Annotated in this window: 20 protein-coding genes; all 20 read right to left on the reverse strand. The window is 50.1% G+C overall.

What is annotated here, in order from left to right:
* Positions 1 to 11: 11 nt before the first annotated feature.
* A complete protein-coding gene (locus tag J7619_RS04940; protein ID WP_291194911.1) occupies positions 12 to 878 on the reverse strand; it encodes an SdiA-regulated domain-containing protein in 867 nt (288 codons plus the stop codon).
* Entirely contained in the window at positions 878 to 2,914 is a 2,037-nt protein-coding gene (gene ppk1 / locus J7619_RS04945; protein ID WP_291194914.1) for a polyphosphate kinase 1, read from the reverse strand. The genes J7619_RS04940 and ppk1 overlap by 1 nt, the downstream gene beginning before the upstream one ends.
* An 11-nt stretch (positions 2,915 to 2,925) precedes the next feature.
* Positions 2,926 to 4,209 (reverse strand): Pycsar system effector family protein, encoded by a 1,284-nt coding sequence (locus J7619_RS04950; RefSeq protein ID WP_291194917.1) that lies wholly within the window; start codon positions 4,207 to 4,209, stop codon positions 2,926 to 2,928.
* Between the two features lie 24 nt (positions 4,210 to 4,233).
* Positions 4,234 to 6,630 (reverse strand): GAF domain-containing protein, encoded by a 2,397-nt coding sequence (locus J7619_RS04955; RefSeq protein ID WP_291194920.1) that lies wholly within the window; start codon positions 6,628 to 6,630, stop codon positions 4,234 to 4,236.
* Between the two features lie 105 nt (positions 6,631 to 6,735).
* Positions 6,736 to 8,013, reverse strand: coding sequence for an NAD(P)/FAD-dependent oxidoreductase (locus J7619_RS04960; protein ID WP_291194923.1), 1,278 nt, complete (start codon positions 8,011 to 8,013; stop codon positions 6,736 to 6,738).
* A 127-nt stretch (positions 8,014 to 8,140) separates the two neighbouring features.
* The gene (locus J7619_RS04965) at positions 8,141 to 8,869 is read right to left on the reverse strand and encodes an isoprenylcysteine carboxylmethyltransferase family protein (protein ID WP_291194926.1); all 729 of its coding nucleotides are present in this window, start codon (positions 8,867 to 8,869) and stop codon (positions 8,141 to 8,143) included.
* Positions 8,866 to 9,615: a carboxy-S-adenosyl-L-methionine synthase CmoA gene (gene cmoA / locus J7619_RS04970; protein WP_291194929.1), complete on the reverse strand. Its 750-nt coding sequence runs from the start codon at positions 9,613 to 9,615 to the stop codon at positions 8,866 to 8,868. Before cmoA ends, J7619_RS04965 begins: the two co-directional genes overlap by 4 nt.
* Positions 9,616 to 9,632: 17 nt before the next feature.
* Positions 9,633 to 10,271 (reverse strand): sterol desaturase family protein, encoded by a 639-nt coding sequence (locus J7619_RS04975; protein ID WP_291194931.1) that lies wholly within the window; start codon positions 10,269 to 10,271, stop codon positions 9,633 to 9,635.
* A gap of 1 nt (position 10,272) precedes the next feature.
* The gene (locus J7619_RS04980; RefSeq protein ID WP_291194934.1) at positions 10,273 to 10,842 is read right to left on the reverse strand and encodes a DUF4833 domain-containing protein; all 570 of its coding nucleotides are present in this window, start codon (positions 10,840 to 10,842) and stop codon (positions 10,273 to 10,275) included.
* A gap of 21 nt (positions 10,843 to 10,863) precedes the next feature.
* Positions 10,864 to 11,769: a PfkB family carbohydrate kinase gene (locus J7619_RS04985; protein ID WP_291194937.1), complete on the reverse strand. Its 906-nt coding sequence runs from the start codon at positions 11,767 to 11,769 to the stop codon at positions 10,864 to 10,866.
* 30 nt (positions 11,770 to 11,799) lie between these two features.
* Positions 11,800 to 12,522: an HAD family hydrolase gene (locus J7619_RS04990; RefSeq protein ID WP_291194940.1), complete on the reverse strand. Its 723-nt coding sequence runs from the start codon at positions 12,520 to 12,522 to the stop codon at positions 11,800 to 11,802.
* Positions 12,523 to 12,818: 296 nt separating this feature from the next.
* Positions 12,819 to 13,862: a lysylphosphatidylglycerol synthase transmembrane domain-containing protein gene (locus J7619_RS04995; RefSeq protein WP_291194943.1), complete on the reverse strand. Its 1,044-nt coding sequence runs from the start codon at positions 13,860 to 13,862 to the stop codon at positions 12,819 to 12,821.
* Positions 13,855 to 14,814 carry a CDP-alcohol phosphatidyltransferase family protein gene (locus J7619_RS05000; protein ID WP_291194946.1) on the reverse strand — a complete coding sequence of 320 codons (960 nt, stop codon included), beginning with the start codon at positions 14,812 to 14,814 and terminating at the stop codon, positions 13,855 to 13,857. Before J7619_RS05000 ends, J7619_RS04995 begins: the two co-directional genes overlap by 8 nt.
* Positions 14,814 to 15,683 carry a hypothetical protein gene (locus tag J7619_RS05005; protein ID WP_291194949.1) on the reverse strand — a complete coding sequence of 290 codons (870 nt, stop codon included), beginning with the start codon at positions 15,681 to 15,683 and terminating at the stop codon, positions 14,814 to 14,816. The genes J7619_RS05000 and J7619_RS05005 overlap by 1 nt, the downstream gene beginning before the upstream one ends.
* Before the next feature lie 77 nt (positions 15,684 to 15,760).
* A complete protein-coding gene (locus J7619_RS05010; RefSeq protein WP_291194952.1) occupies positions 15,761 to 16,474 on the reverse strand; it encodes an NTP transferase domain-containing protein in 714 nt (237 codons plus the stop codon).
* Positions 16,475 to 16,501: 27 nt separating this feature from the next.
* On the reverse strand, positions 16,502 to 19,072 hold the full coding sequence (locus tag J7619_RS05015; RefSeq protein ID WP_291194955.1) for a DUF5686 and carboxypeptidase-like regulatory domain-containing protein: 2,571 nt from the start codon (positions 19,070 to 19,072) through the stop codon (positions 16,502 to 16,504).
* A 112-nt stretch (positions 19,073 to 19,184) separates the two neighbouring features.
* Positions 19,185 to 20,195: an NAD(P)-dependent oxidoreductase gene (locus J7619_RS05020; protein WP_291194958.1), complete on the reverse strand. Its 1,011-nt coding sequence runs from the start codon at positions 20,193 to 20,195 to the stop codon at positions 19,185 to 19,187.
* Positions 20,192 to 21,313 (reverse strand): hypothetical protein, encoded by a 1,122-nt coding sequence (locus J7619_RS05025; RefSeq protein ID WP_291194961.1) that lies wholly within the window; start codon positions 21,311 to 21,313, stop codon positions 20,192 to 20,194. Before J7619_RS05025 ends, J7619_RS05020 begins: the two co-directional genes overlap by 4 nt.
* Positions 21,310 to 22,521 carry a serine palmitoyltransferase gene (spt, locus tag J7619_RS05030; RefSeq protein WP_291194964.1) on the reverse strand — a complete coding sequence of 404 codons (1,212 nt, stop codon included), beginning with the start codon at positions 22,519 to 22,521 and terminating at the stop codon, positions 21,310 to 21,312. The genes J7619_RS05025 and spt overlap by 4 nt, the downstream gene beginning before the upstream one ends.
* Positions 22,522 to 22,971: 450 nt before the next feature.
* Positions 22,972 to 26,118: an efflux RND transporter permease subunit gene (locus tag J7619_RS05035; RefSeq protein ID WP_291194967.1), complete on the reverse strand. Its 3,147-nt coding sequence runs from the start codon at positions 26,116 to 26,118 to the stop codon at positions 22,972 to 22,974.
* Positions 26,119 to 26,136: the final 18 nt, after the last annotated feature.

The following is a 26,136-nucleotide window of genomic DNA, read 5'->3' on the forward strand; positions in this document are numbered from 1 at the left end:
CAGCAAAGGCCCTATTGGCCCGATTTTCTGAATTTGAGCACATTCCCGCTAAAAAGGTCGTCGCCCTCATTGGAAATATAAAGGTTGCCCGCATTGTCGAATGCAATGCCTTCCGGCTGGATAAACATATTGCTGTTCAGATGATGGGCGTCCTTTACCCGCCACTGCCGATCGGTCACCACCATCAGCTTGTTTACGGCCGAAATAATATACCATTCCTTCGTGATCGGGTTCCGCGCAATACCCGACGGTCTGAAACCGCGCGCCACCTTCCCGGTAATCGCTTTGATCTCGTCCACATTGATCGCAAATTTGCCCGACTCCGCTATCACCGAATCAGGTCCGGTTTTCAGGATGTAGCCGGAAACGCTGTTCTTGGAGTTATCGTCGGCGCAATTCTTGCAAATCACAAACAGCTCACCCGTCCCCTCGTCGCCGTACATCCCTTCATATTCACCTTTGGGTAAGATACCTTTCACTTCTGATACCCCCTCGGGCTCCTCGAAAACTGCCTCGGCCATCGGAAATGTGTAAATGGTGCCGTTGCTTTTCAGGACGTAAGCGCGGTCGTTGATGATCGAAACATCTTCATAATCCCCTTTTTTTCCGAATTTGGCATGCTGCTGCTTCGGCACGTCCCAGGCCAGTCTGAATAACTTGCCATCCTCATCCTGGATCGCGTAAATCGTGTCGCTCTGCCCCTTATCGAATGCAATGCCCGAAACTTCGAAAAGGCTTTCGGGCAGATTAAATTTCTCGGGTTGATTCAGATCGTATTCACGGAAAATCTCCGTCTCTTTTTGCGTCGAATTGCAGCCGGCTGCGAGCAGGCCCAGCAATGCCACAGCCGCCAGTACCGGTCCGTATTGTTTTTTCATCAGAATGTCTTTTTAAAATTCTCAACAGCTCTTGCCAGGTACCGGTAAATGGCCTCCTGCGAGCGCACACCCCCGGGAAGGGTCGTAACGGGCGCATTATGCAGTCTCTCATCGATCCACACGGCCTGTACGGTATCGTCCCATTGCAGGGCGAGGATATCGATAAGCTGCTTTTTCAAATCCTCGTGGTAAATCGGAAAGCAAACTTCGATCCGGCGGTAAATGTTGCGGTTCATCCAGTCGGCCGAGCCCATGAATACCTCCGGCCGGCCGTTGTTATGGAAAATAAAAACACGTCCGTGTTCGAGGTAGCGGTCCACAATCCGTTTGATGCGGATGTTCTCGCTCTGCCCCTGAACGCCCGGCACGAGCCTGCAAATGCTCCGCACGATCAGGTTTACGGGAATGCCTGCATTCGAAGCCTCATACAATTTGTTGATCAGGACTTCCTCTTCCAGGTTATTGAGTTTAATGGTAATACCTGCGGGCAAGCCATTTCGGGCATGCGCTATTTCCCTGTCAATCAGTTCGATGAACCGGGTTTGAAGATTAAACTGGGCTACCAGCAAATGCTCGAAGCGCATCACGTCGATCTTCTCCGGCTTTTTCTTTTTGCTTAAAAAACCAAACAGCTGCTCAGCCTCTTTCAACATGGCCGGATGGGCAGTGAGCAGGATATGGTCGGTATAGAAGCGGGCAGTACCCTCGTTGAGGTTACCCGTGGCGAGCAGCCCCAGGTGGGAATGCGTTTCGTGCTTCCGCTTCACCAATGCCAGTTTCGCATGGACTTTCAATGCATTGACGCTGTGGATGATCTTCACCCCGGCCGACTTCATCTTTTTTGCCCAACGGATATTGTTCGCTTCATCGAACCGCGCTTTCAGCTCGACGAGTACCGTCACCTTCTTCACGTTTTTGGCCGCGGTAATCAATGCGTGGGCAATTTTAGAATCGTACGCGACGCGGTACATGGTCGTGTAAATCTCCTGCACCGAACGATCAATCGCTGCTTCGTTAAAAAACCGGAGAATGGTATCATAAGTCTGGTAAGGCGCGTGCACCATCAGATCACGACGGGTCAATGCCTCGAATAGTGTTTCCGGTTCTTCAAACCCTTCCAGATGTTGTGCCGCGGGCCAGGCCGGGTAGGAAATCGCCGGGGAAGCCACAGGTAGCGACGACAGATCTTTCAGGTTATGATACCGCCCGCCTTCCACGAGCGATGCCTTTTTCAGGTCAAACACATTCACAATGTATTGCAAATGCCGCAACGACAAACCGGGCTCGTACAGCAACCGCGTCGCCAGACCGAAGTCGCGTTTGTTCAACTGCTTTTCAACCTGATCGGCTACGTCCTCGCCGTCTTCATCAAGCAGATCCAGCTCCGCATCACGGGTGACTTTGACATTGAATGCTTTGATATCCAGCGCATCCGGGAACAGGATCGACAGATTACAGCGGATCAGGTCTTCCAGAAAAATAATGTATTCCCCATCGGGCTGCTTGATTTTCACAAACCGGTCGAGCTGGGGTACAGGAATATTCACCAGCGCTATTTTCTCCTTGTCGCCCGGAAGTTGCAGCACTACGACAATGTAAATCTGGTTATTTTCGGGGAAGAAGGACGTTTTGTCGTTCAGGTAAACGGGCTGCAAAAAACCCGCTATCTGGGTATAAAAATAGTGGCGGGCAAATGCGGCAATCTGTTCGGAAATGGGTTCTTTATACAAAAAATGAAACCCCAGCCGTGCCAGTGCCGGAATCACCGACTTTCCGAGAATGCGGCCGAATTCTTCCTGCTGCCGGTTCACCGTGGCCTCTGCTTCCAGGAACGCATTATTGGCCGCATCCTGCATCGCGTTCTTTTGCAGGTAAGGCATCCGCACCCGGTAAAACTCATCGAGGTTGGACGAATAGATCGACAAAAACCGGATCCGTTCCATCAACGGGACGGCTTCGTTCGCGGCTTCCATCAATACTCTTTCGTTGAAGGAAAGCCAGCTGATATCCCGGTTGAAATAACGGAACGCTTCCATAAGACTGCGGATCAGTGTTCGAAGAAAATGGAGGCGATCACAAAGGCCACCACGGAGATGACGATGCCAAACATGAATACATTATAGGCCACCCGCAACAGCCGGTATTTCCTACCGAGCACAACTCCCTGTGAATAAACATCTTTCGTAAGGCTCCCATACAGAAAATCCCGGTCGTTCATCATCGTCTGCATCCCTTTGGAATACTCGTCGAACGACATCCGGTAGAAATTCCCGAAAAACAACAGGTTTACACTTTTGGCATCGATATCGTGCTGGGTGAATGTTCCGGCCGGGATCGTGGGGCGCGTGGAAAGGATCGAGAAAACCATCGTGACCATACACACCGTAAGCAGCATCATGGTCGGTAATATCAGGTATGCATTGTCTTCCAGCTTGCGCACGAGCACGCTCAGGAGCACCGAAATGATAATCGAGGTGGTGGTGATCATGATATGCGCCTTGTTATCAGCCATATCGCTCAGGCGCTGGTGGTTGTTGGAACTGATCCGGAACATGGTTTCGATGCCCTTGTCCGGCCGCTCGTCCTTTTTTTTCTTGCCTTCGGCTATTTCGGGAATGAATGTTTTTTCTTCTTTATGCCGGATCACCGGCAGCGGATCCGCAGCAGACGTTTCCATCGCTTTCAGGCTATCGTCTTTCTCTTCAACCGCTTGCTGCGAAGCTTCCAGCACATCTTCGAGCAGCTTCTGCTTCAATTTTTCGAGGTTCTTTTTCTTTTGCTTGTCCAGCAGGTCGCGGCAGTAATCGGTCTGGTACTCGTGATTTTCCAGGAGTTTGATCGTGCTTCTGCGCCATTCGGCCTTGTCGATTTTCCTTCCCAGCCGCTGCTCGGCTTCTTTTCGCACCAATTTGTTCCAATCACTGAACTCCGGCGTACCCAAATGGTACAAATCGGCGTCGCAAACCACCTGTTGGAGAAAATTGGTCGGCTTTTGCGGCCATACTGTCGCCAGAATGCATCCTTTCACTTCTGCAATCACCTCTTCCTCCACCTCTTCCGAGCGCAAAAATTCGGCCGCCATTTCAGCTCCGCGCTTTTCATGGCCTGCCGCCTCGCCGGTGCTGTAACCCGTATCATGAAACCAGGCGGCCGTTACGACGATAAAAGTCTCCTTATCCTCCAACCGGTAATGGTTAGCGATTTTGACGGCGTTGGCCACCACCGACTCGGTGTGAACGAGGTTATGGTAACTGAGCTGCGCCAGCGCCTTGGTACCGAAAAAATGGTGGACGTGATGCTTAACCTTGTCGAGCCGATGGTTATAATTCATAGAACGTTCAGTTATAATGCTTCGTTAATTCCAGTCCGATTCCAGGTTCACGCCCACGCGAAGCGCTTTGAGGCCTGTAACCCCCTGCAAGTCTTCGAGATCGAAGAATTCCAGGTCATCCAATAAAGTATTTTTTTCCTGCAAATACCGGATATAACCCACATATTCTTCGGCGGATTTGCTGTTGAAATACACGAGCGCGATCTTGCCCGGCTGGGTAAGCCGCTCGCCCGTTCCTTTCACATGCACCTTGTCGATCCGCTTCTTGATCACCTGGTACCGGATATTGTAGGCGCCTTCGACGTCGAACCGTCGTTCGTCGTCCCGAAAGCTGATATCGATGCTACCCGAGTTGATGAAAATCAGTTGCGTCGTTTCCAGCGGCTTTTCCAATTGCGGTATCAGCGAATGCGTGATCCGGGCAATCGCGGCCATCGTCGTCAGCTGCCACAGGCGGATATTTTTCAGGTAAAGTTCGCTGAAACGCTTTTCCGGTTCAATGGACTGGCCAATGTAAATGTCGTATTCGATCCCGTCCGTGCGGAATTTCTCGAAGTAGCACGGGTATGACTCCTGGATTTCGTTCCGGAACAGATCGAGGTAAAGGTTGACCGACGAGTTGATCGCCTGCATCGACGCTTCCAGCTCACGGCGGTTGGCAAATGCCGAGCCGTGGTCCTCGTCGATCATCTCGAAATACTGGTCGATGCGGTTACGCAATACCAGCTCCCCGGGGTCCATCGCGCCGGAGCCGAACATTTTCAGGCTTTCCTCCTTGAAATGCTGCAAGAAAGGGTGCGCTTCATTTTCCAGGAAATCCCGGATCTTCATTTCGTCGTTATCCGTGCTTTCGTCGGTGATCTCCGCGATCCATTTCCGGCATTTGAAGATCATCTCGTCGGCCAGCCCGAACCCGAGTTTTTGTTTAAGAACGGTAAAGGTTTCTATCAATACGTTGAATTGAAGTCGGAGGTCTTCCCGAAGGGCTGCATTTCTTTCAAGAGTAGAATTCCGGATGTCGATCGCGCCGTAGAGCGGGTACACGTTCCGGAACTGGATACCTTCTATTTCCGCATTCTGCGGGTTAAGCGCCTTATCGCGGATGTAATGCCAGGCGGTTTCGCGGAAACGCCATTGCACGGCGGGTTGCAGCGAGGTAAACTTGTCGCGGATCACATTGTCGATCTGCAAATTGAACTCGTCGATGTAATTGGTCATCATCTGCGCGATCCACGGCAATGCGATGTCCAGCTTCGCGAGCAGGCGTTCATCGATCGATTTCTGCTCTTTGGAATACACTTCCAGCACGCCTACCACCTTGTTATCGTGGTAAACGGGAGTCAACGCGTAAGCCTCTACCCCGTCATTTTGAAGAATGCGGATGAAGTCCTGCTTTTTAGGGTCTTCCGCGCCCAGGTTGCGCAATAGCAGCGTTTTGGGTGACTCAAAATACTGGGTAGCCATTTCCAGGTACGTCTGCTCTGCCATATCATTTTCCGTGGCGGCGCTCATCAGCTTGCTGAAAAGTACATTGCCCCGGTCGAAAACGAGTTTGTTATTGACGCGCAGAACCGCCATCAAGCCGAAATCGATGTTGGAATTTTGGACCAGCATTTTCAGTGCGCCGGCCACGTAATTGAAATAGGTTTTGGGATCGTACGAGGCACGGTCAAGGATGGTATTCTTGATATTTTCGACGGCGTGCTCGGCCGTAACGTCGTTCAGCGTGATCACCGAAAAGCCTTCAAAATGGAAGAGGCTGTGCGGGAGCAGCGTGTTGAATACATTTATATCAAAATTCTCCTGTAAATCGGTACGCAGCGAATCGAGATCGAGCTCGGGAAGGCTGCCTTTCGCATATACTTCGCAAAAACGGTTGTCGATATGCACCCGGTAATACTTTTGCAGGCCCGACTCATCGTCCTTCAAAGTAATGATCATATCCGGGTGGTGCAGCGGCGGAAAATGGTAGAGCTTTTCCAGGATGAAGGAATAGAGCATCTGCATTTTCTGCTTGTGGTTGACCCCGCGGTCTTCGATGAGGTCGCACCTCATATTGCCATCCTGCTGGAAAAGCAGGCTATAAAAACCCGACGTGCCGTAAAAAACAACAGGGCTGACGGGAGCACTCAACGCCCAGAAAACTTCCTTTTCGTTGGCGATAGGCGGCATGAGCATGCCATAGATCAAACTCAGTTCCTCCTTGTAGTTGGTGACTTCCGAGAGCGGAATGTCCCGGCCTAACGCCGGATTGGCTTTCAGTTTGTCAAGAACCAGCGAGAAAAATGTCTTTTTGACCGTTTCTTCCTGATCGATATTACTTTCCAGAAAGCTGATGAAGCTCCGGAAAGAAATGGATGAGTCAAGTTTCTGGAGACCGTATGGTGTGTTTTGAGTTACATCAATTGTGATCGGTTCCATTATTTGGTTTTTTGCACACTGAATGAATGCACTGATGGCTTTCGGTTATTAAAATTCAGTGTTTTTTGTCAAACTGCCAACGATAAACGTTGAATTACGGTTCCATTAAACCGATTCGACCTTTTCCTGCGTTACCGAAGGCTTGATGATCATTCGCAGGGACTGATCTTTGGTGAAATAGGCGATCATCCAGTTGTAAAGCGTTTTCATGCGATTACGATGGTTGATCAGCGATATGAGGTGTATGAAAAGCCACGCCAGCCACGCGATCACGCCTTTGAAATGCACTTTCGGCGAAGGCAGGTCCACCACGGCTTTGGCACGGCCGATAATGGCCATCGAGCCTTTGTCATTGTATTTAAATGCATGCAGCGGCTGATGCTCGGCGATTAGCTCGAAGTTGCGCGCCAGGTTCTTGCCTTGCTGGATCGCTACCTGCGCTACCTGCGGGTGCCCGTTCGGGAAACCCTCGTCGGTTGTTTGCAGGCAGCAGTCGCCGATCGCGTAGATATTATAGGTACTGTTGACTTTGTTGTATGCGTCCACGAGCAGCCTGCGCCCCCGCCCGTAAGCTTCCGCGGGAATGCCTTCGAAAATCCTGCCAGTAACCCCGGCCGCCCAGATGAGCGTTTTGGCGTCGATACTGTCGCCTTCGGAGAAGTACACTTTGTCGTCGACAAAATCGGAGACATGGGTATTGAGGCGGATTTTCACGCCGAGTTTGCTCAGATCTCTGTAAGTATCCTCCTGCGATGCCTTGCTCATGGGCGAAAGTAACGCCTCGCTGCCGTCGACCAGGTATATTTCGCTGCCTTTCCCGGCCAGTTCAGGATATTCTTTTCGAAGAATGCCGTTACGCATTTCGGCAAACATACCGGAAATCTCCACGCCCGTAGGCCCGCCGCCCGCGATCACGACCGTCAGCAGCTTCTTGATCTCCGCCGGGTCGGTGCTAAGCGTAGCCTGCTCCATTTGCATCAGCAGCTTGTTCCGCATACTGATCGCGTCTTCGAGCGTTTTCATCGGCGTCGCATTACGCTTCACGTTCTCCATCCCGAAGAAATTCGTTTCTGCGCCTGTCGCAAACACCAGGATATCGTAGGCGAGCTCGCCATTATGCAGGATGATCTTGTTCTCTCCGGGCACCACCCTTTGTAACTCCCCTAACCGGAAATGAAGGTTTTCTTTTCCCGAAAAGAGTTTTCGGAACGGGTAACTGATACTCGATGGTTCCAGGAATGCCGTAGCGACCTGGTATATCAGCGGCGGAAAGAAGTTGTAGTTGTTCTTGTCCACCAGTGTTACCTCAAATTTCTCACTCTTTGCAAGGTCCAGCGCCAGGTTTACACCGGCAAATCCTCCTCCTACTATTACAATATTCATGGTGCTTAATTTATTAGGGGGTTAATGAAATGTGTGATGCTTCGGGTGGTTCAGGAGGCTTAACCAATAGTGTGCCAATACGTTACTTTCGGATGGCGTTTGACTATAAAACGCCATCCCCCTTATTTCAGGCCATGCTGTCTGTCATCTTTCCGGATTTCTTCAAATACCTTACATAACCATACAATGCACCGAGTATCAGCGCGATCGCCGCAAAAAGGGTGATCCTGCTATCCGGTTTCGGCACGATTTCCGGGTATTTGAAAATCAGCAGGGCCACAATGCCCATCAGCCATACCAGCAACGTATTGTATTCTTTCAAAAGCCAGCGCTTGTAATTGAAACGCATATCTTTGAAGGTCTCCGAAATGCCGGCCGGATTGATCAGCCAGCGGTTGACCCTACTACAATACGCATCGAACTGCGCACCGAACTTATTCCTCAGAAAGTTCTCTTCGGCCAGTACAATCGCCTGATAGATAAACAAAAACAGCGGCATTACGATTCCGACGTAGATCAGCGAGTTGGCCAGAATGCCCACGCCCAGCAACATCAGTATATTACCCACATACAGCGGGTTGCGGCAATGCCGGAAAATCCCTTCGGTCACCAGCGTCTCGGCGTACACCTTTTTATCACGGCCCCCGCGGATAATGTACGCAAGGCCGATCGTAATCCCCCGGATAATTTCTCCCGAAAACGTCACCAGTAATCCGAGGATCACCGGGTACAGGTAATAGCCCGGGCCGAATTGCTCGCGTGAAAAGATCGGCGGCGACGGTACAAACAGTAGCAGGTACAGGATGATAAACAGGTTATTTCTGTACTTGAAAAAGAAGTTGCCGATCGCGATCATGATTTCTTATAGGCTATCATTCCTGAAAAATTGTACCACTTGAAGAAAATTTCGCAGTCGGCGAAACCGGCCTCTTTCAGCAGAAGCATGTTTTCAGACAACTTGTAAGGGATCAGCACATTTTCGAGCGCTTCCCGTTTCTGGGATATTTCGAGCTCGCTGTAATGGTTGCGCCGCTTATAGTCGTAATAGTATTTAATAAAATCACGATTGAACACGCTGCTCTCCGCGAGCACCTTCTCCACCAGCAGCAACACACCGCCGGGGTTCAACCCCTCGTAAATGTTTCTCAGAAGCCTTTCGCGGTACAACGGCCTTACAAATTGCAGCGTAAGGCAAAGTATCACGACAGAACCATTGGAAATGGGAAGCTGCTGGTGCAAATCGCCCGCGACGAGGTCGTAGGGTCTTACAAAACCTGCCTCTTTCAGCTTCACATCGCATTTGTCGAGCATTTCCTGCGACTCGTCTATCCCGATAAACCGGATGTCCGAGGGAATGAGTTGGTCCAGACCGATCAGTGTAGTGCCGGTAGAACACCCTAGGTCATACACAAATGTTCCTTCCTTCACGTGGTCGGCAGCGATCTCTGCGAGCATCCGCTGCATCTCGTTGTAATAGGGTACCGACCTGCTTACCATATCGTCAAAGACATTCACCACCGTTGTCCCGAACCTGAAGTCAGAAACTTTCGTGATTTCATCTCTGAAGACCTGGTCTAAATTCTCACTTCCAAGGTTCTTCATAAGTTAAAGTTACAGAGTTAGATTGAGTTAGACTTTGAGGCGCGCTTTTCGTTGGAGTCGAAAACCCTGTCCCAAATATCTGAACTTACACCGTAACCTTTACTTGCATCTGAATAGTGATGTTGCATGTGATGCTTTTTTAATTTCTTCCAGAACGCGGATTTGAAATTGGCATGATGCAACGCATAATGGCTCATATCATAAAATAGATACCCGGCCATGAACCCCGAATAGAAGGCCGCTACATAATATTCACTCAAAAAAAGCGTGAACAGGAAGTAGAAGCCGGTCGCCAGCGGAATGCTCACCGAAGGAGGCATTACCAGTCTTTTGGCGTCATTGGGGTAGTCATGATGCACACCATGGAAAATGAAATGGATGCGCTCCATGAACTTGCCGCGGGGTGTAAAATGAAACACGAACCGGTGCATAAAGTATTCGGTGAAAGTCCAGAAGAACAGACCTCCGAATACTATGCCTACAAAAGTGTACCAGGGCATCTCCCCGGGGCCTACTGCCTTCCAGGAAAAATAGAGGATCACCGGTACAAAAATGAAAAGAGGCACCGAGTAATGTACCTTGGAGAATGCTTCAAGGAAGTTACTTTTAAACATCCTGGAAGATTCCGTCGAATTGGAGACATAGTTTTTAGGCATGTCAGGATGGTTTTATTCGCTGAATAATGGTTTTACCGGTGGCAATCTCGGTGCCCTTAAGCTCGATGTAAAGCACATTGGGCGACCAGAATGTACCGCCGTCGATCCGGATGAATACCCTGCTCAGGATGCATTCCTTTTTATCGATGCTGGTATAAACATGGTATTCATTCCGGGTATCTCTCCGGAGGTAGAGCGGCAACTTCGAATAAGCCACCGAACGAAGTTCGAAGGTGGAATTGCCGATCGCTTTCGAATTGATACCGTAGGCAAATTTTCGCTGCAAATAATTGAGCTCCTTGCGCATCCCGCCCTCCGGATAACGAATCCAGAATGTGTTGACGGGGTTCTTTTCGCTGATTTTTCCCTGTTTGTCGACGTTAAGCTGGTAACAGATTGTGTTCGTATTCGGATCTCGCTGAATGTAAAAAAGCAATCCGGGAACGTTGTTCGGAACCGGAAACTCATCCGGGTCCGTGGCCGTTGTACCGGCTTTTTTATCGGTTAATCCACCTGCATACGAAACAAGCGTCAGGCTGAGCGCCATCAGAATGTTGAGTACGTATTTCATGACTTTAATCAAAAACTACTTTCAAAAAATGGCTTGTGCGATCATCTCACGGTCGCATTCGCCGTACTGTAACACTTCCTGCACCATTTCGGCATCCCCCGAAAACGGCCCCGACGACTGGATTTTCAGCGTCGCCATCGCCGCCCCGAACTCTCCGGCTTCCTGTACGCCCGCACCTTTCACGCGCTGCGCCAGGTAACCCGCCATGTACGTATCGCCGCAACCGGTCGCATCCACGACGTCGGTTGGCTTGTAGGCCGGGATTTGGTAGAAATGGTCGTCCTTATAAATTAGTGAGCCTTTGCTGCCCAGCGTAATGATGACTTCCTTCACCCCCAGATTGGCGAGATATTTCGCACCTTCAATGACATCGCTCGTACCTGCCACTACCTCCATTTCGAACTCGTTGGCTTTAAGCACGTGGATGTAAGGCAAGGCCTCTTTCTTATCTTCCCAATCTTTATACAATACCTTCTGGTCTTTCACGTAGCGCAGGTAGCCCTGGATATCCAGCGAAACCTTGCCTTTTGCAGCCAGCATTTTGATCAGGTCCACGGTAATATCGTCCGAAAGCAACGGCCCTAAATGAAAGTACTTTGCTTCGATGGCCGGCATTTGCGAAACGGTGAACGGCGCTGCTTTATGCAACACATTCTGCTCGCGGTGGTCCTGGTTGGCGCTGTAAATGTTTTCGAAATAAACGGTGTAAGGACTGTTCTGGGAAAATACTTGAATGTTCTCCTCCCGCAGACCGGCAACGATATGGCTTTCCTTTTCAGCCAAAGCCGTTACGAGCATATAGCGGACGTCGAACTGCCGGAGCGCCTTCGAGAAATAGAACGAAGTGCCCCCGGGCATATACTTGACAGACTGGGCAGTAACTACTTTATCCAAAGTGATATGCCCGATGGTACAAATGTCGTACATGGTAATTTCAATTTATTTTTCACCAGGCATTTAAATGCCTGGCTGTGAACCCAGGTTTTGAATGGTGTCAGCCACCTGGGCAAAATCTGTAATTTCGGCATCGGCCAGCGACGCCTGCGTTTCAGTGGCTTCTTCGAATCCCGCCACATTCAGCCAGATCGCCTTCGCGCCGGTTGCCTTTGCAGGCAGAATGTCTTTGGAATAGGAATCGCCTACCGCCACGCATTCATGCGGAAGAAAGCCTTGCGCTTCCACACCCAGCTGCCATATCGCGGGGTCGGGCTTCCGGACGCCGACCACTGCCGATTCGACGACAGCCTGGAAATAATGCGCAATGCCAAATTCCTTTAATACGCTATTCAGGTTACCATAAAAATTGGAGACCATCACGAGAGGGTATTCGGCGGCCAGTTTTTCAAGTACCGGCGCTGCCTTTTCAACACTAGTGCGTGCGACGCGGTCACATTCGCGGGCGATGGCCTCGATGGCCTGGCTGTCCAGCTCGTATCCGTTTTCTTTCAGATAGCCAAATTGCTGCTCCACTTTGAGAAACAGCACATCATAAAACACATGATGCGGCTGGATGATCGGATGGATAGCCAATGCCCTCTCGCCAAACTTGTATGCACTCGCAAATGCTTCTTTGTCAACCTTTACATGATTATTTTGATAAGCATCCCACAAAACATTGGCCCAATGCAAGCCATTTGTATCGATCGTACCGCCATAATCAAATAAAATTCCTTTAATCATATTTTAGTTTCCAGGGATTGAAATCCCTGGCTATTAGATTTTTATTTTAATTTTTCAACTAAAAACTATCCTGCTTCCAATAGCTCACCTGCTCCCTTTAGCTCCTTGTCCGTCCTCTGAAGAGGGCGGCAATGGATCTTTTCTTGTTGCTAATTCACAGGCAGTTCTGTGTTTCTTTTAGCTCTGCAGTACATCCAGAAGCCAATCGCCTTGCCCCGGACTTTAGCCCGGGGATCACAGAATAAGATTACAATCAGAATCAGATCACAATCAGATTCTAATTCAGATTCAGCTAATCAGTTAGATCTGACTGGAACTGGTTCCAGTTTTGGATCTGGGCTATCCAGCTGGTTGTTTTTTGTTTTTCTATTAATGAGGGCTAATCCAATAATAATCCAGACTATCTCCCTTATCCTTAAAACCACTCCTATAAAAATCCCCTGCGCCGCAGGTAATCCCACACTTCTCAATGCTAATGCTAATCCGCCTTCTCTTGTACCCAGCTGCATCGGGAAGAAGAATATCAGGTTCGCGAAAAGCGATGAGCCAGAGCTTACGATCAGCGATTGTGCCAAAGTCATTTCCATTCCGATGGCGTGAGCCGTGAAATAGATTTCCAGACAGCCGATTACACGCCCTGCAAATTCATAGAACAACGAAGTATAAAATGCATTCCGGCGATCGGAGTACAGGACGCGGATCTGCTCGTCTACTTCATAAAGCGTTTCGGCGTTCTTGAATGCGAACTCCCGCGCTTTGTTTTTGATAAAAGGCACCTTTTCAAGCAGGCGGAACGTGCTTACAGTAAACCCTTTTTTATATACATTAATAAACCAATATCCTAACACCAGCCCCACTACCAGCAATATCCCGCAACCGGCAAGCATGACATCGCTCAATGGCACGACCGCCACGATCAGCACAATGGACGCCAGCCAGAAGAGCACGTGCGAAAACATATGCATCAGGCTATATAGCAGGACCGAGGAGGTGGCTTTCTGAATGCCTAGCGTCGGTTTCAGCTCCATAATGCGGTAAGGTTCGCCGCCCAGCGCTACGAATGGGGTGATGTAGTTGATCGCATAACCCGAGATCGTCAGCCGCAGTACCGACCAGAACGACATATTCGTTTCGGGCAGTTCGGGCTCGCGGATGATCGCACGGAATGCGAGGGCATTCAGGATGTAAATCACCAGCCAGCTGCCGATCACCGGCAGGAACCAGATGCCCGTCCGGTTGATGTTTTCCCAAATCACGAGCAACCCTGTGCCATAGATCATATAGCCCAGCGAGAAAATGCCGATTGCCATGAAAAGGGCCTTGTACAACTTGCTACCCATTGTATTTGCCGGAGGTTATCTCCTTGTAAAAATGGTTGCTCACCTGCTCCTGCTTCACGATCATGTAAATCAGGATCGGGTTGAGAATGAAAATGTCAAAAAAGAAATAGACCCACGACTGGTCGAGGAACAGCCAGAGGAACAGAAATATCACCCGGGTATTGAACTGGACGATATTCGTATACTTCATCAATGGCTTGTTCTGCGCGCGGAAATCGGTAATCAGTTTCGCAGGCAGGCCATTCTGGTATTTCTGTTTCACTACAGCCAGCAATTTTTGCAGTTTAGGCGAGAAAAATTCCTGCTCTTTGGTATAATTCAAATACAAGCGGGCGACGATTTTCATACCAAACTGCCTCGACCAACTCATTTCATCATATTCCTTTTGCAGATCGCGGCTGTTATCCAACTCGCTGCCGTTAGTGCCTTTGATGAAAAACAAATGCACGTTCCGGTAGTAATCCGCCATCGCCGACTGGATCATGTGCGAGAAACCCGCTACGACACCAGGTACCCAAATCCACGCGCTCCACCCCTCTTCCATGCTCCGCAAACAGATCGCGATATGAATGGCGATGAACCAGAAGTCACCCGCCACGCCATCGAGAATGCGGCCGAAACGGCTCTTGTCGTTCGTCATGCGTGCGAGCTGGCCGTCGGCGCTGTCGAGCGAATTGGCGAACATCAGCGACAGCATCCCGATCACATTGATCCACAGTTGCTGCGGATAGAACAATATCCCTGCCGCCACGCCGAAGAAAATGCTGATGATCGTCACCGGGTTCGGGCGCAGGCCTACTTTGGCGCAAAACAATGCGATTTGGTAGCCGATCGGCCGGTAAAACCAGATATCGATCTTTTCCTCGGTATCATTCGACTTCAACGAGTTTTCGAATGCCGAGGTTTTTTCGGGTTCTTCTGCCAGTGGGCGGGGTGTGGTAGTTGTCTCCATTAATTGTTGTTCAAAAATCTTTCATAAAGCCGACCGGCAATTTTTCCGGCGGCCTGGTCACGGCACGGTGCGAAACTGGGCCAGTCGTTGAGGTCGATGATGCGGTAATCTCCGTCCTTCCCGATAATGGCATCGCCCCCGTAAATATCGATCCCCACTACCCCTGCCGCTTCATTGGCGGTATTCTGCAAACCTTCCGCACTGAACGGGTAATACACCGAATTGCCGTTGATCTGCTGATACTCCGCGTATTTGTGGTGGTTGGCATCGTACGGGTAGAACCAGAAAAAGAAATCCGTGCCCCTAACCCCGTAAAATTTCACCAGGTCACCCACCAAATGCTGGGAAATCACCGCGTCGGGGATCTCGCGTAATGCGTACTCCCGCAAAATCTCCTTGGCTTCCTCACGCGATGCGGCAAACGACACATCTTCCTTATGGATCGCGTGGAAATCGCCCCTTTTAATCCAGTAACCTTTTCCTTTGATCTGGTCAAAAACGTCGTCTCCCTGGTAGTCGGTCGGTACGATGTAGCTGTCGGCCACCGGGATATTGGCGTTGTTCAATGCATTCGTCAGGTTGGTGCGGAAGCAGTTTTCAATGCCGAATGCGGAGTTCAAAACCTGCGTACCGTTTCTTTCCAATTCCTGCAATTTGGCCACGACTTGCTTCTGGCGCGCCATGGTGAAAATTTTACCGTAATTCACCGTTTCCATCGCCAGGAACTCATCTTCGCAACAGATGGTGATGCGGCATCCCAGTTTTTCGAGCTCTTTGGCCGTTTGGGAAAAAATCGCATCGTCGTTCCCGATATGGTTGGGCGAGAACTTTTTGTTTCGGTGCACGCCCAGAATTTCTAATTCGTTCATCTATGGTGTTGACCGGCAAAACGCCCCGGTCTGTTAAAATAAATTGGTGTCAGTTCAGTGTGTGTCAATGCTTTGTATCAATAAACTACTTCACCACTCAGGAAAAGCTCGGCCGTCTGGATGTCGCTCACGTGGTCCACATCTACAATTTTGGTGAAGGGGTATGCTTTCAAATACAAGCCATCCGCCACGAGCTGCCGCTGGAAGTTTCGCATCCGGCTCACGCCATTCTCCACGGCCACATTCACAGTTTCGATCGCTTTCCTCCTGAGACAATAAATCCCGCCTGAAACAAACGGGGTATCGGTACTATTATCATCGGTGAATGCAGCAATGCGGTCGTCGTCGTCAACTGCCACGTAAAGAGGGCTTTCGTCGTCAATGAATGCAGTTACCGCCATTTGGCCTTCGAGTGTTTTGTTTTCTTCAAACTCCGTGATGAATGCACTGAATTCTTCTTCTCTGAAAACGGTATCGGTCGTCGTCAGGCAAACTTCACTCAACTCCGGGTCGCTCTTGAACAGCTCGTAAACACTATGCAGCGAGCTCGGCGTCGACTTTTTTACAATCTGAACGGGCAGGTTTTCGGCCAGACCCATCAAATGCATTTCCAGCAGCGGCGACTCTTCGTTCACGATGACCATGATTTTCTCTGCATTGTTCCGCATGAAAATTCCGATCAGCCGGTCGATCAGCATTTCGCCGTGCAGGCTCACCATCGGTTTGGGAAGCGTAAAACCTTCCTTCGCCAAACGTGAACCCTCTCCTGCTGCTATGATTGCGTAATTCATATTAACGTCTCTTTTAAAATCAATGCCTTAAAAATCAAGCCTGAACCGCGCCCGGATACCCCATTCCGATACGTTCGGATTGTCGAGGTATGTGAAACGTTTTACCAGGTCTACGCGCAACAGCTTGAAAATGTTGGCAATACCCACGCTGCCTTCGATATAAGGCTCGCGTGCCAAAGTGTAGGTAATAGGCCGGCCCTGGTCGTCGGTTGCAAAGCGGTACAGCGTAGGATTGAGCGCCGGGTTGTTCTCGTCCCGCAAGCCCCCCATCAAGCCTTTAAAACTCACTACTTCGCGCAGTTTCAGCCTTTTCAGCAATGGTATTTTGTTGAACAAAAAGCCGTTCAGGTAATACTGCACGTCCAGGCTCGCATAATGGTCGCTCGCGAATTCCAGGAAGTTCATCAGGTTGTACGAATTCAGCTGGTAAGCGTAAGTCTGGTTAGCGCGGTGGATCGTCAGCAGCGGGAATTGTATTTGTTTACCAAAAATATAACCACCCTCCGCCGTAATGTCCGCGAAACCGAACTGCGACAGATAAAACCGTTTCTGAATATTCAATGCCACGTTGTGGTAGTTGTTTTCACCTTCAAAAACCCCTTTCAAACCCGCATTGTAGCGCAATGTAAAAATCGGGTATTTGTTGATGATCGGCGTGCGATACAACTTGCCTTGGTAATACTGCTCATGCGGCGCGTAACGGAATTCCACATTTGCCTCGGTATTATTTAAAGTAAACGCATTTTCGAGCTCGCCCCCCTCGTTCAGGCGCTCGTAACGGAGCACGCCCGCGGGAGTTTGTTTCCATTGGGTAAACCCAATTTTATAGGAGAACCGGCTCTCGAACTCGCGTACGTATTCCAATTTGTAAATATCATTGTACAGCCACCGGTTGTTATCCCCGCGTTTGAACGAGAGCAGGAAGTTATCCTCCTGCACAAACTGTAACTCCTGGCCCGGGATCTTGGTATCGCGCTGGAAGCTCGCACGCAGGTAATGCAGCGGAAAATGGTACACCGATTTGTTGTTGAATGAATAGGTACCACTCAAAAAGTACTTCCATTTCCGGTCCTTGAAACCGTAAGCCGCGTACGTCTCAAAATACACGCGCTTGCTCATGTCGGTTGTGGTACGTCCGCCGAAACGGAGACGGAAACCTTCCACCGGGTTGAAGCTGTAAAAGGTATTTACCGGACCAACCTCCACCGCTCCAAACGATTTATAACCCGAAAGGAACAGTGTAGCAATGTCCATGGTCCGCTTGAACGACGGGATGGTTTGCAGCGTATCGATATTCTTGTAAATGTCCAATTCGGTGCGTTCCAGCGGAATGTGGCGTTTGCTGGCCCAGAACGATTCGGTCGTTTTGACCTCCGGATCATACACGATTTCTTCTCCCGGCCCGCGGTAAATGCTGTCGGGGCGCGACTGGTTGATGGTATAATCCTTAAAATTCACAGTCCGCTGACCGTACAAACCGCCGTTCTTCTCGCCTAATGCAAACTCCATCGCGAGCGTCGATTTGTTCATGAAATAGCGACCGTCGGCACCCTTCTCAAATTCCAGGCGCGCTTCGAGGTCGCGCATGAAGTTGAGATTAATGTCTTTGTTGACAGTCAGGTAAGCATTCTGCACACCATATTTGCCATCGAGGGTCACATATAGTTTTCCTTCGAAAAGCATATCCGTCTTGTTCCGCGGCACAAAGCCCAGCTCGATCAGCTGCGGATCGGCGGTTTTGATGGTGTCGCGGATAAAGAATTTATAGAATGTCGGTGCGGAGTTCGCGATCGGGCTCAGCAGCAGGTTGGTGGCAATGGAGATATCGTTGTCGTAAATATTGATATCTTCATACAAACGGTTGAAATAGGCACTCAACCCGTCGTTATCCACAAACTTCGAGTCAAATTCCGCCCGGCGGTTGGCCAGCACGTATTGTTTCTTGTTATAGGGATTTTTCCGGAAGTAAATTTTCGAAAGCTTTTCCTGAATGTAGGCCGGGAGCATGTTCTTGCCACCCATAGCCGTGGAATCCTGGCTTTTGAACAAAAACTGGTAATTCCGGAAAATGCGTTTGTCCTTGAAATCGTCGGACAGGTTGCTCAATGCGAGCGATATCTTTTCGTACTGTTCGTATTCCAAAAAGTTGTTGCTCGACGGCCTGTTCTCATCCTTGTGCGCGATTACTTCGCGGATGAGCTGCACCGCCGGATTGTCCTTGTTCCGGTAGCGGGCTTTGGTTTTAACGGTTACCTCTTTCAGCATGGAAGCGTCCACAGCCATTTTCACGTCGATCGTCTGGCTCACGCCGGGTTTGATCGGCTTTTCTACGGCCATATAACCTACATAAGTGAATTTGATCGTCGAATGGTCTTCACGCAATGTCATTGCGTACCGGCCATCGGCATCGGAAGCGGTCCCCATGGTTGTTCCCGGGATCAGGATCGACACGTACGGCAGGGTCTCGCCTGTCTTTGCGTCGGTTACGGTACCTTTTATCGTAGTGGTATTCTGCGCTATGGCCACACCCGCGCCGATCTGCAAAATGCTGATCACCATGAGTATATATAGCCATATCGACCTGTTGATTGCTTTCATGTTGGAACGTTCGTCACGTGTTTTGGCTGCCCTGCCTGTTTTAAAATCATGTACGCTTCAACCTCACCGGCAGATTTACCGGCGGCAGCGCATGATCAAGCGGGTACGATAGTTAAAGCCACTTGTTCTCCTTATACCAGGTCAATGTCTCTGCGAGGCCTCGGTGCAGATTGTATTGCGGTTGGTAATGCAGGCGACTTCGGGCCGCATCTATGCTACAGATCCAGTTAGGGGCTGTGAGTTCTTTTAGTTTTTCTTGGTTTAAAACCGGTGTTGTTGATGAATTTGCATAAACAAGATCCAGGAACCTGGCAATCGTTTCGACGAGCAGCAGCGGCAGGTGCGTGCGGAAAACGTTTTTCCCGCTGATAGCCCTGAACTGGTCTGCCAATGCGTAACGGTCATATGCCTGTCCGTCCGAGATATTGTAAACCGTAATCTCCTTCTCCGTTTCCCTCAATGCGGCCATGGTAGCCGTCACGAGGTCTGTTACATACACGAAACTCAACCTTTGCGGGCCTTTGCCGATGTAGGCGTCGAGTCCTTTGCTGAGTGTTTTAAAAAGGACGAACAAGTCCTTTTCGCCGGGGCCATACACTGCTGTCGGGCGGATAATGCTCAGCGGCAGGCCATTTACTGTTTTCAGGTATTGCTCAGCCAAAAGCTTGCTTCTTCCGTAATCCGTCACCGGAACAGGCAAGGTTTCTTCTGTGATCGGCTGGGCCGCATTGTAAGCCGCGGGGCCTAATGCCGCGAGGCTGCTCAAAAACACAAACCGCTTCAACGGAATATCCGCAGACACCGCAGCCTGCGCCAGATTCAGCGAATATTCCGCATTGACCAGATTGTAGGCATCAGCGGTTTTGGCTTTTGTCACTCCCGCCGCGTGAATAATGTAGGTATACCCTCCATCTTCCAGCAGCTTCGTCAATTTATCTTTGGAACTGAAATCAGCATTCATATACACGAGGTCCTTCGGATCTGCATTGAGCTTTTTCAGGAAACTCAGGTCGCTGCTCGGCCTCACTGCCGCATGGATTTCCATGCCTGCTTCGAGTGCCGCCGCTACCAGATGGTAACCTATAAATCCGCTGGCCCCTGTTATGAATAGCTTTTCTTTCATATCGGTTTCTCAAACAATCTGTACCGTTTGTACAGCTTCCCGTTGATCTGCTCAATGGCGTGGTTCATCAGATAATTCTCTTCCAGCATCCATGAGCATTCTCCGCCCGTCACTTTGGTGCCGTAGGTGTTCTTGATAATGCGGCCGTACAAACAGGCTTCGATACCCATTTTGCGGTAGCCGTCGATCACCCCGAGCGTGAGTACGCGGATGCGCGTAATGTTCTTTTTGCCAAACAGTAACTTGAAAATCCCGGTCGGCAACAAACGTCCGCGCTTGATTTTGATCAGAATCTGGTTGATATCCGGAATACCGAGTATAAATCCTACCAGTTCATCCCCTTTTTCAGCAACCAGACAGTACCTCGGATCAAGAATCATTTTCAGGTCCTTGGCCAGGTAATCAAATTCCGCTTCGGTAGTTGGTACAAAACCCAGGTTCTTGTCCCAGGCCTTGTTGTAAACTTCCCGGATCTTCACGACTTCGTTTTTGAAGTCTTTCAGATTCACCTGCCGGATCGTGATACCGCTTCGTTTGAGCCTTTCCTCCAACGCGTCGATCATCCGCACCGACTTGTCATTGGAATCCGCCACATTGATTTCGTAGGCCAGCAAATCAGTTTTCTTCGTCAAACCGGCCTTTTCCAGCAATGGCAGATAATAAGGCGCATTGTAAGGCATCATCGCCATCGGAGGCCGGTCGTAACCTTCGATCAGCAGACCGCAGGTTTCATTGGTTGATAAGTTAACCGGCCCTACGAGCGTATCAGCTCCCTTTTGCTTTACCCAGGCAGTGGCTTCCTTCAAGAGGCTGTCCACCACCTTTTGGTCATTTACCGTATCGAAAAAGCCGAAAAAACCGTCCTTCCGATTGGTGAATGCATTGTGGTTCGTATTATAAATCGCCGCTATCCTTCCGTTCACTTTATCTCCGTCGTAGGAGAGAAATAGTTTCACCTCCGAATGCTCGTGAAACGGGTGCTTCCCCGGTGTGAGCATGTCTTTTTGTGCAATGAACAGTTCCGGTACATAATTCGGATCGTGCTGATACAGATCATGCGGAAAATCAATGAACTTGCCTAATTCCTTCGGAGTGCTTACGGGGGCTATGCGGGTCATAGTCTTTGTCTTTCGATAATTGCGTCAGGACAAACCTCACGGTAAATGCGGGACATTTTGTCAACTGCCTCCTCGATCTGGCCGAATGTATGCGTAGCCATCAGCGAGAAACGGATCAGCGACTGTTCCGGGCGTACCCCTGGTGAAACCACCGGGTTCACGAAAATCCCCTCGTCCTGCAATCTGCGTGTCATAATGAAAGTCTTCTCGTTGTCGCGGATATACAGCGGCAGGATCGGGCTTTCGGTTGCGCCCAGGTCGAAACCATTCACGAGCAGCAACTCTTTCGCGTATCTTGTATTGGCCCAGAGACGCTCCATGTGGTGCGGCTCCGTTTCGATAATATCCAAAGCAGCCAATGTGCTTCCCACGGATGCAGGCGTCATGCTCGCGCTGAACATGAGCGAGCGTGCGCGGTGTTTCAGGTAATCGATCACTGCGGCGTCACCGGCGATGAAACCACCCAGGGAAGCCAACGACTTACTGAATGTTCCCATAATGAGGTCGGTCGTTTCGGTCAGGCCGAAATAGGAAGCGGTTCCGGCTCCTTTTTCACCGATTACCCCAAGGCTATGCGCGTCGTCGACCAAAACAGTCGCATCGTATTCCTGCGCGATGGCATTCAGTTCGGGAAGTTTGACAATGTCGCCTTCCATACTGAAAATACCGTCAGTCGCAATCAGTTTCACAGCCTCTTCGGGCAGCAGGGCCAGCTTTTTACGCAGGTCCTCCATGTCGTTGTGCTTGTATTTGATCACTTTCGAGAACGACAGGCGGCTTCCGTCGATAATGGAGGCGTGGTCGCTTTCATCGAGGATCAGGTAATCGTTACGGCCGGTGAGGCATGACAATGCACCCAAATTGGCCTGGTAACCTGTACTGAACAGCACTGCACCTTCTTTTCCTACATATTTGGCCAGGCGGCGTTCCAGTTCCTCGTGGATATCGAGCGTTCCGTTGAGGAAGCGCGAACCGGCACAGCCTGTTCCATATTTCTGCGCAGCCTTTTGCGACGCTTCGATGATGTAGGGGTGGGAGGTCAGACCCAGATAGGAGTTGGACCCGAACATCAGGACCGGCTTCCCGTTAATAATAACCTCTGTGTCCTGTCCGGACTCGATCGGTCTGAAAAAAGGATATACACCTTTTGCTCTTGCAATCGCCGGGTCTTTGAATTCGGCAATGCGATTATTTAAGATTTTACCCATAAGTAATTTGTGTCAGAATCAACAGCTTGTTTTAGTGGGGTGCCTACCGGCATCAGGCTGCGGCCTGATAAAGACATCAGGCAAGTCAGTTGGTATTGTAGCTATTATTTCCCATGTTAAGTACTTTTAGATCGTGAGTCTGGTTGATTGATTTTTTCGCTTGTTGACCCGTCATCGATTGCCTTTTAAATAATAATTCTCGCCATTGGCTAACTCTTATTTTCATTCGACAACTTTTCGGGTTAAGAGATAAACCCAATACCGGGCGGACTAGTTCATTAAAATACCCGTTCATTTTGTATTTTCCCGGTAAAAAGAAAAAAAATGTTTTGCCCTGTTTCCGTACACAGACCTGTAACCGCCAAGCTCTGACCGACTTTGCGTTTGCAGGAAAAATTTAAAGTGACCGGACAAAACATTAATTTTTTCATGTTGCCAGACTCAATTTCTCTAAATTTCTTCCACTACAACGCTTTCCTGCACGTTGACGGACTTTGCTCTCCACGTATTCCACTTTTCGCCCAGCCTGTCTACCAGATAATAGGCCATCGGCACGAGGTAAATGGTGAGCAGCATCGAGCTCGTCAAACCGCCGATCAATACCCACGCCAGCGAGTTCTTCCATTCGGCCCCGGCGCCGGTTGCCGTGGCAATCGGCACCATCCCGATCACCATCGCGATGGTCGTCATCAGGATCGGCCGGAGACGTTCTTCACCGGCGATCAGAATCGCCTGCCGGAACGGTACTCCCTCCGCCTTTTGCTGGTTGGCAAAGTCGACGATCAGGATCGCATTCTTCACCACAAGACCGATCAGCATCAGCATACCGAGCATCGCGAATATCCCGATGTTGGACGATGATAATGCCAGCGCCAGCAGGGCACCGATCACCGCTACCGGTATCGAGAATAGCACCACGAACGGGTACACGAAGCTATCGTAGAGCAACACCATGATAAAGTACACGAGCATTAGCCCCGCCAGCATCGCAAGCCCCAGTGAACCGAAGCCTTCGCTCTGGTTCTTCGCGTCGCCACCCCAGGTAAGTATGATGTCGTCCGGAAGCGGATTTTCCTTTAAACCGGCCTGAATATTACTCACCAAAGTTCCCGATCCAATCCCTAATGTATTGGCGGTGACTGTGACGGATGAGCGACGGTTTTTGCGCTCTACAATACTCGGGCCAGTACTCAGGGTTACATCGGCAAACTGTGCCAACTGCACGGATTGCTTAGCAACCGGACTGTAAAATGTAATCGCCTTCACATCTTCCGGATTTTTGCGGTCGAATGCGTCGAGCATAATGCGGATATCGTAGTCCTCTCCCCCATCCCTGAATTTGGAATCGTCGTTCCCTGCAAATGCATTCTGCATGGTTGCGCCTACGGTTTGAATGTCCAGTCCGAGTTTCGCCATCTTTTCACGGTCGATATCCACGCGCACTTCCGGGTTACCGGCTTCTACCGACACGTTCACGTCGTTCGCGCCGGGTGTTTTCCTGAGACGGTTCGCGAGATCGTTCGCGGAGGCGAGAATCTTGTCGAGGTCGTCGCCGCTCAGGAATATTTCAATAGGCGCGGTCCCTGAATTCACCATCCCGATGGCGGCCGAATTGAATTCCACTCCTGCGAATTTTTGCTCCAATTCCTTGCGCACGGCCAGCATATAATCCTCCGTGGGCTGTGCATTCTTGCGCTCTGCAACAGGAATGAGTTCGACTGTCAATTCGGTACGGTTGGTTTCGCCGCGACCCGAGCTGTTCAGACCGGTACTCGCCCCACCGACGTTCGCGAAAATCGTTTTCACTTCCGGCTTTTTGCGCAAATAGTCTTCAATGCTCCGCGCGGTGAGGTTATTCTGTTGCAACGAGGCACTTTTATCGAGCTTCATCGTGAGCAGGAACTTACCCTGGTCACCCTCCGCCACGAATTCGGAACCGATAATGCCCAGGCCCATTACCCAGCCAGTCATCACCACGATCGCCACCAATATTCCCGAGAAAGCCAGTTTGTGGCCCAACACCCATTCCAGGGAGCCGTGGTACCATTTTGTTATCGCTGTCAACCCTTTTTCAAACCAGATCAGAAACGCCTGCGCCGGATTTTTAGGGTTAAGACGTTCGATCTTCGCCATATTGGACGTCATCCACGGAGTTAATGTGAAACTGACCAGCAAACTAACCATCGTCGCAAATGCTACTGTCAGCGAAAACTGCCTCAGAAGGTCCGCAATCACCGAATTAACGAACGTAATCGGCACAAAAACGACGACGATCACCAGCGTAATGGCTAATGCCGCAAAACCGATTTCAGTCACACCTTCCACCGTCGCATCCCAGCGGTTTTTACCCATTTCCAAATGTCGCTGGATGTTTTCCAGGATTACAATGGAGTCGTCGACCAGGATACCGATCACGAGCGAGAGCGCGAGAAGCGTCATCAGGTTGAGCGAATAGCCCATCACATACATAAAAAGGAATGCGGCAATCAGCGACGCCGGCACCGAAACCATCACAATGAATGCATTCCGGAAACTATGCAGGAACAACAGCATGACCACGGCCACGAGGATCACCGCAATCACCAAATCGTGCGTTACCGCCTCCACAGATTCCAGTGTGAATATCGAACTGTCGTAAGCGATCGCGAATTTGATTTTGTCTTTGGCATTAGCCTTCTCAATGGAGGCGAGCTTCGCCTGCACCGACTTGCTGATCTCGACCGCGTTCGCATCGGATTGTTTCTTGATAAACAAACCAATACCATTCACGCCGTTGTACCGGCTGATACTTTCAGCATCGGTGAGGCCATCGGTAATATCAGCCACGTCGCCGACGCGGATGGGGCTGTTGTTCACCGGCGAAGTGATGACGAGGTTTCGAATATCGTCAAGCGAAGCAAACTTACCTGCCAGACGCAGCGTCATATTCTCCGATGTATTCTTGACCTTACCTGTCGGAAAATCAAGGTTAGCCTGGTTAATGGCCTGCGTTACCTGCAAAAGCGACAATCCGTAGAAGCGCAGTTTATCATTATTGACATTAATCCTAATCTCACGCTGGTCGCCACCGGTCATGGTAATCTCTGCCACACCTTCGATCTGCTGCAACATCGGCAGGTATTTGTCTTCCACCTGTTGGTAAAAAACTTCATTAGGCAAGCTCGAAGTAGCGAGGAGCTGCATAATAGGCTGGTCGCTGGGCGAGATCTTAGACAACGAAGGCGTTTCCGCATCGTCGGGCAGGTCGCTCAGCATGTTGTTCACATCGCGTTGAGCGTCTTCCAATGCCTTGTCAATATCGGTACCCGCTTTGAACTGCACGATCACGAGCGACGCGCTTTCCATGGATTTGGAAGTCACGTCTTCAATATTATCCAGGCCGGACACCGCATCCTCAATCTTCTTGCTGACCTCGGCCTCTACCTCCGTCGGCGCCGCGCCTGGATATAATGTGGTAATAGTAATAGTAGGAACAGAAAACTCCGGCAGCAGCACATAGCTGAGCTGGTTGTAAGAAGCCAGTCCGCCGATGAACAGGATCGCGAACAACACGATGATCATCGAAGGGCGCTTCAATATGGTTTCAATGAATTTCATGAGCTTGTTGATGAAGTG

This window comes from Dyadobacter sp. (assembly GCF_017744695.1).
Classification (GTDB): domain Bacteria; phylum Bacteroidota; class Bacteroidia; order Cytophagales; family Spirosomataceae; genus Dyadobacter.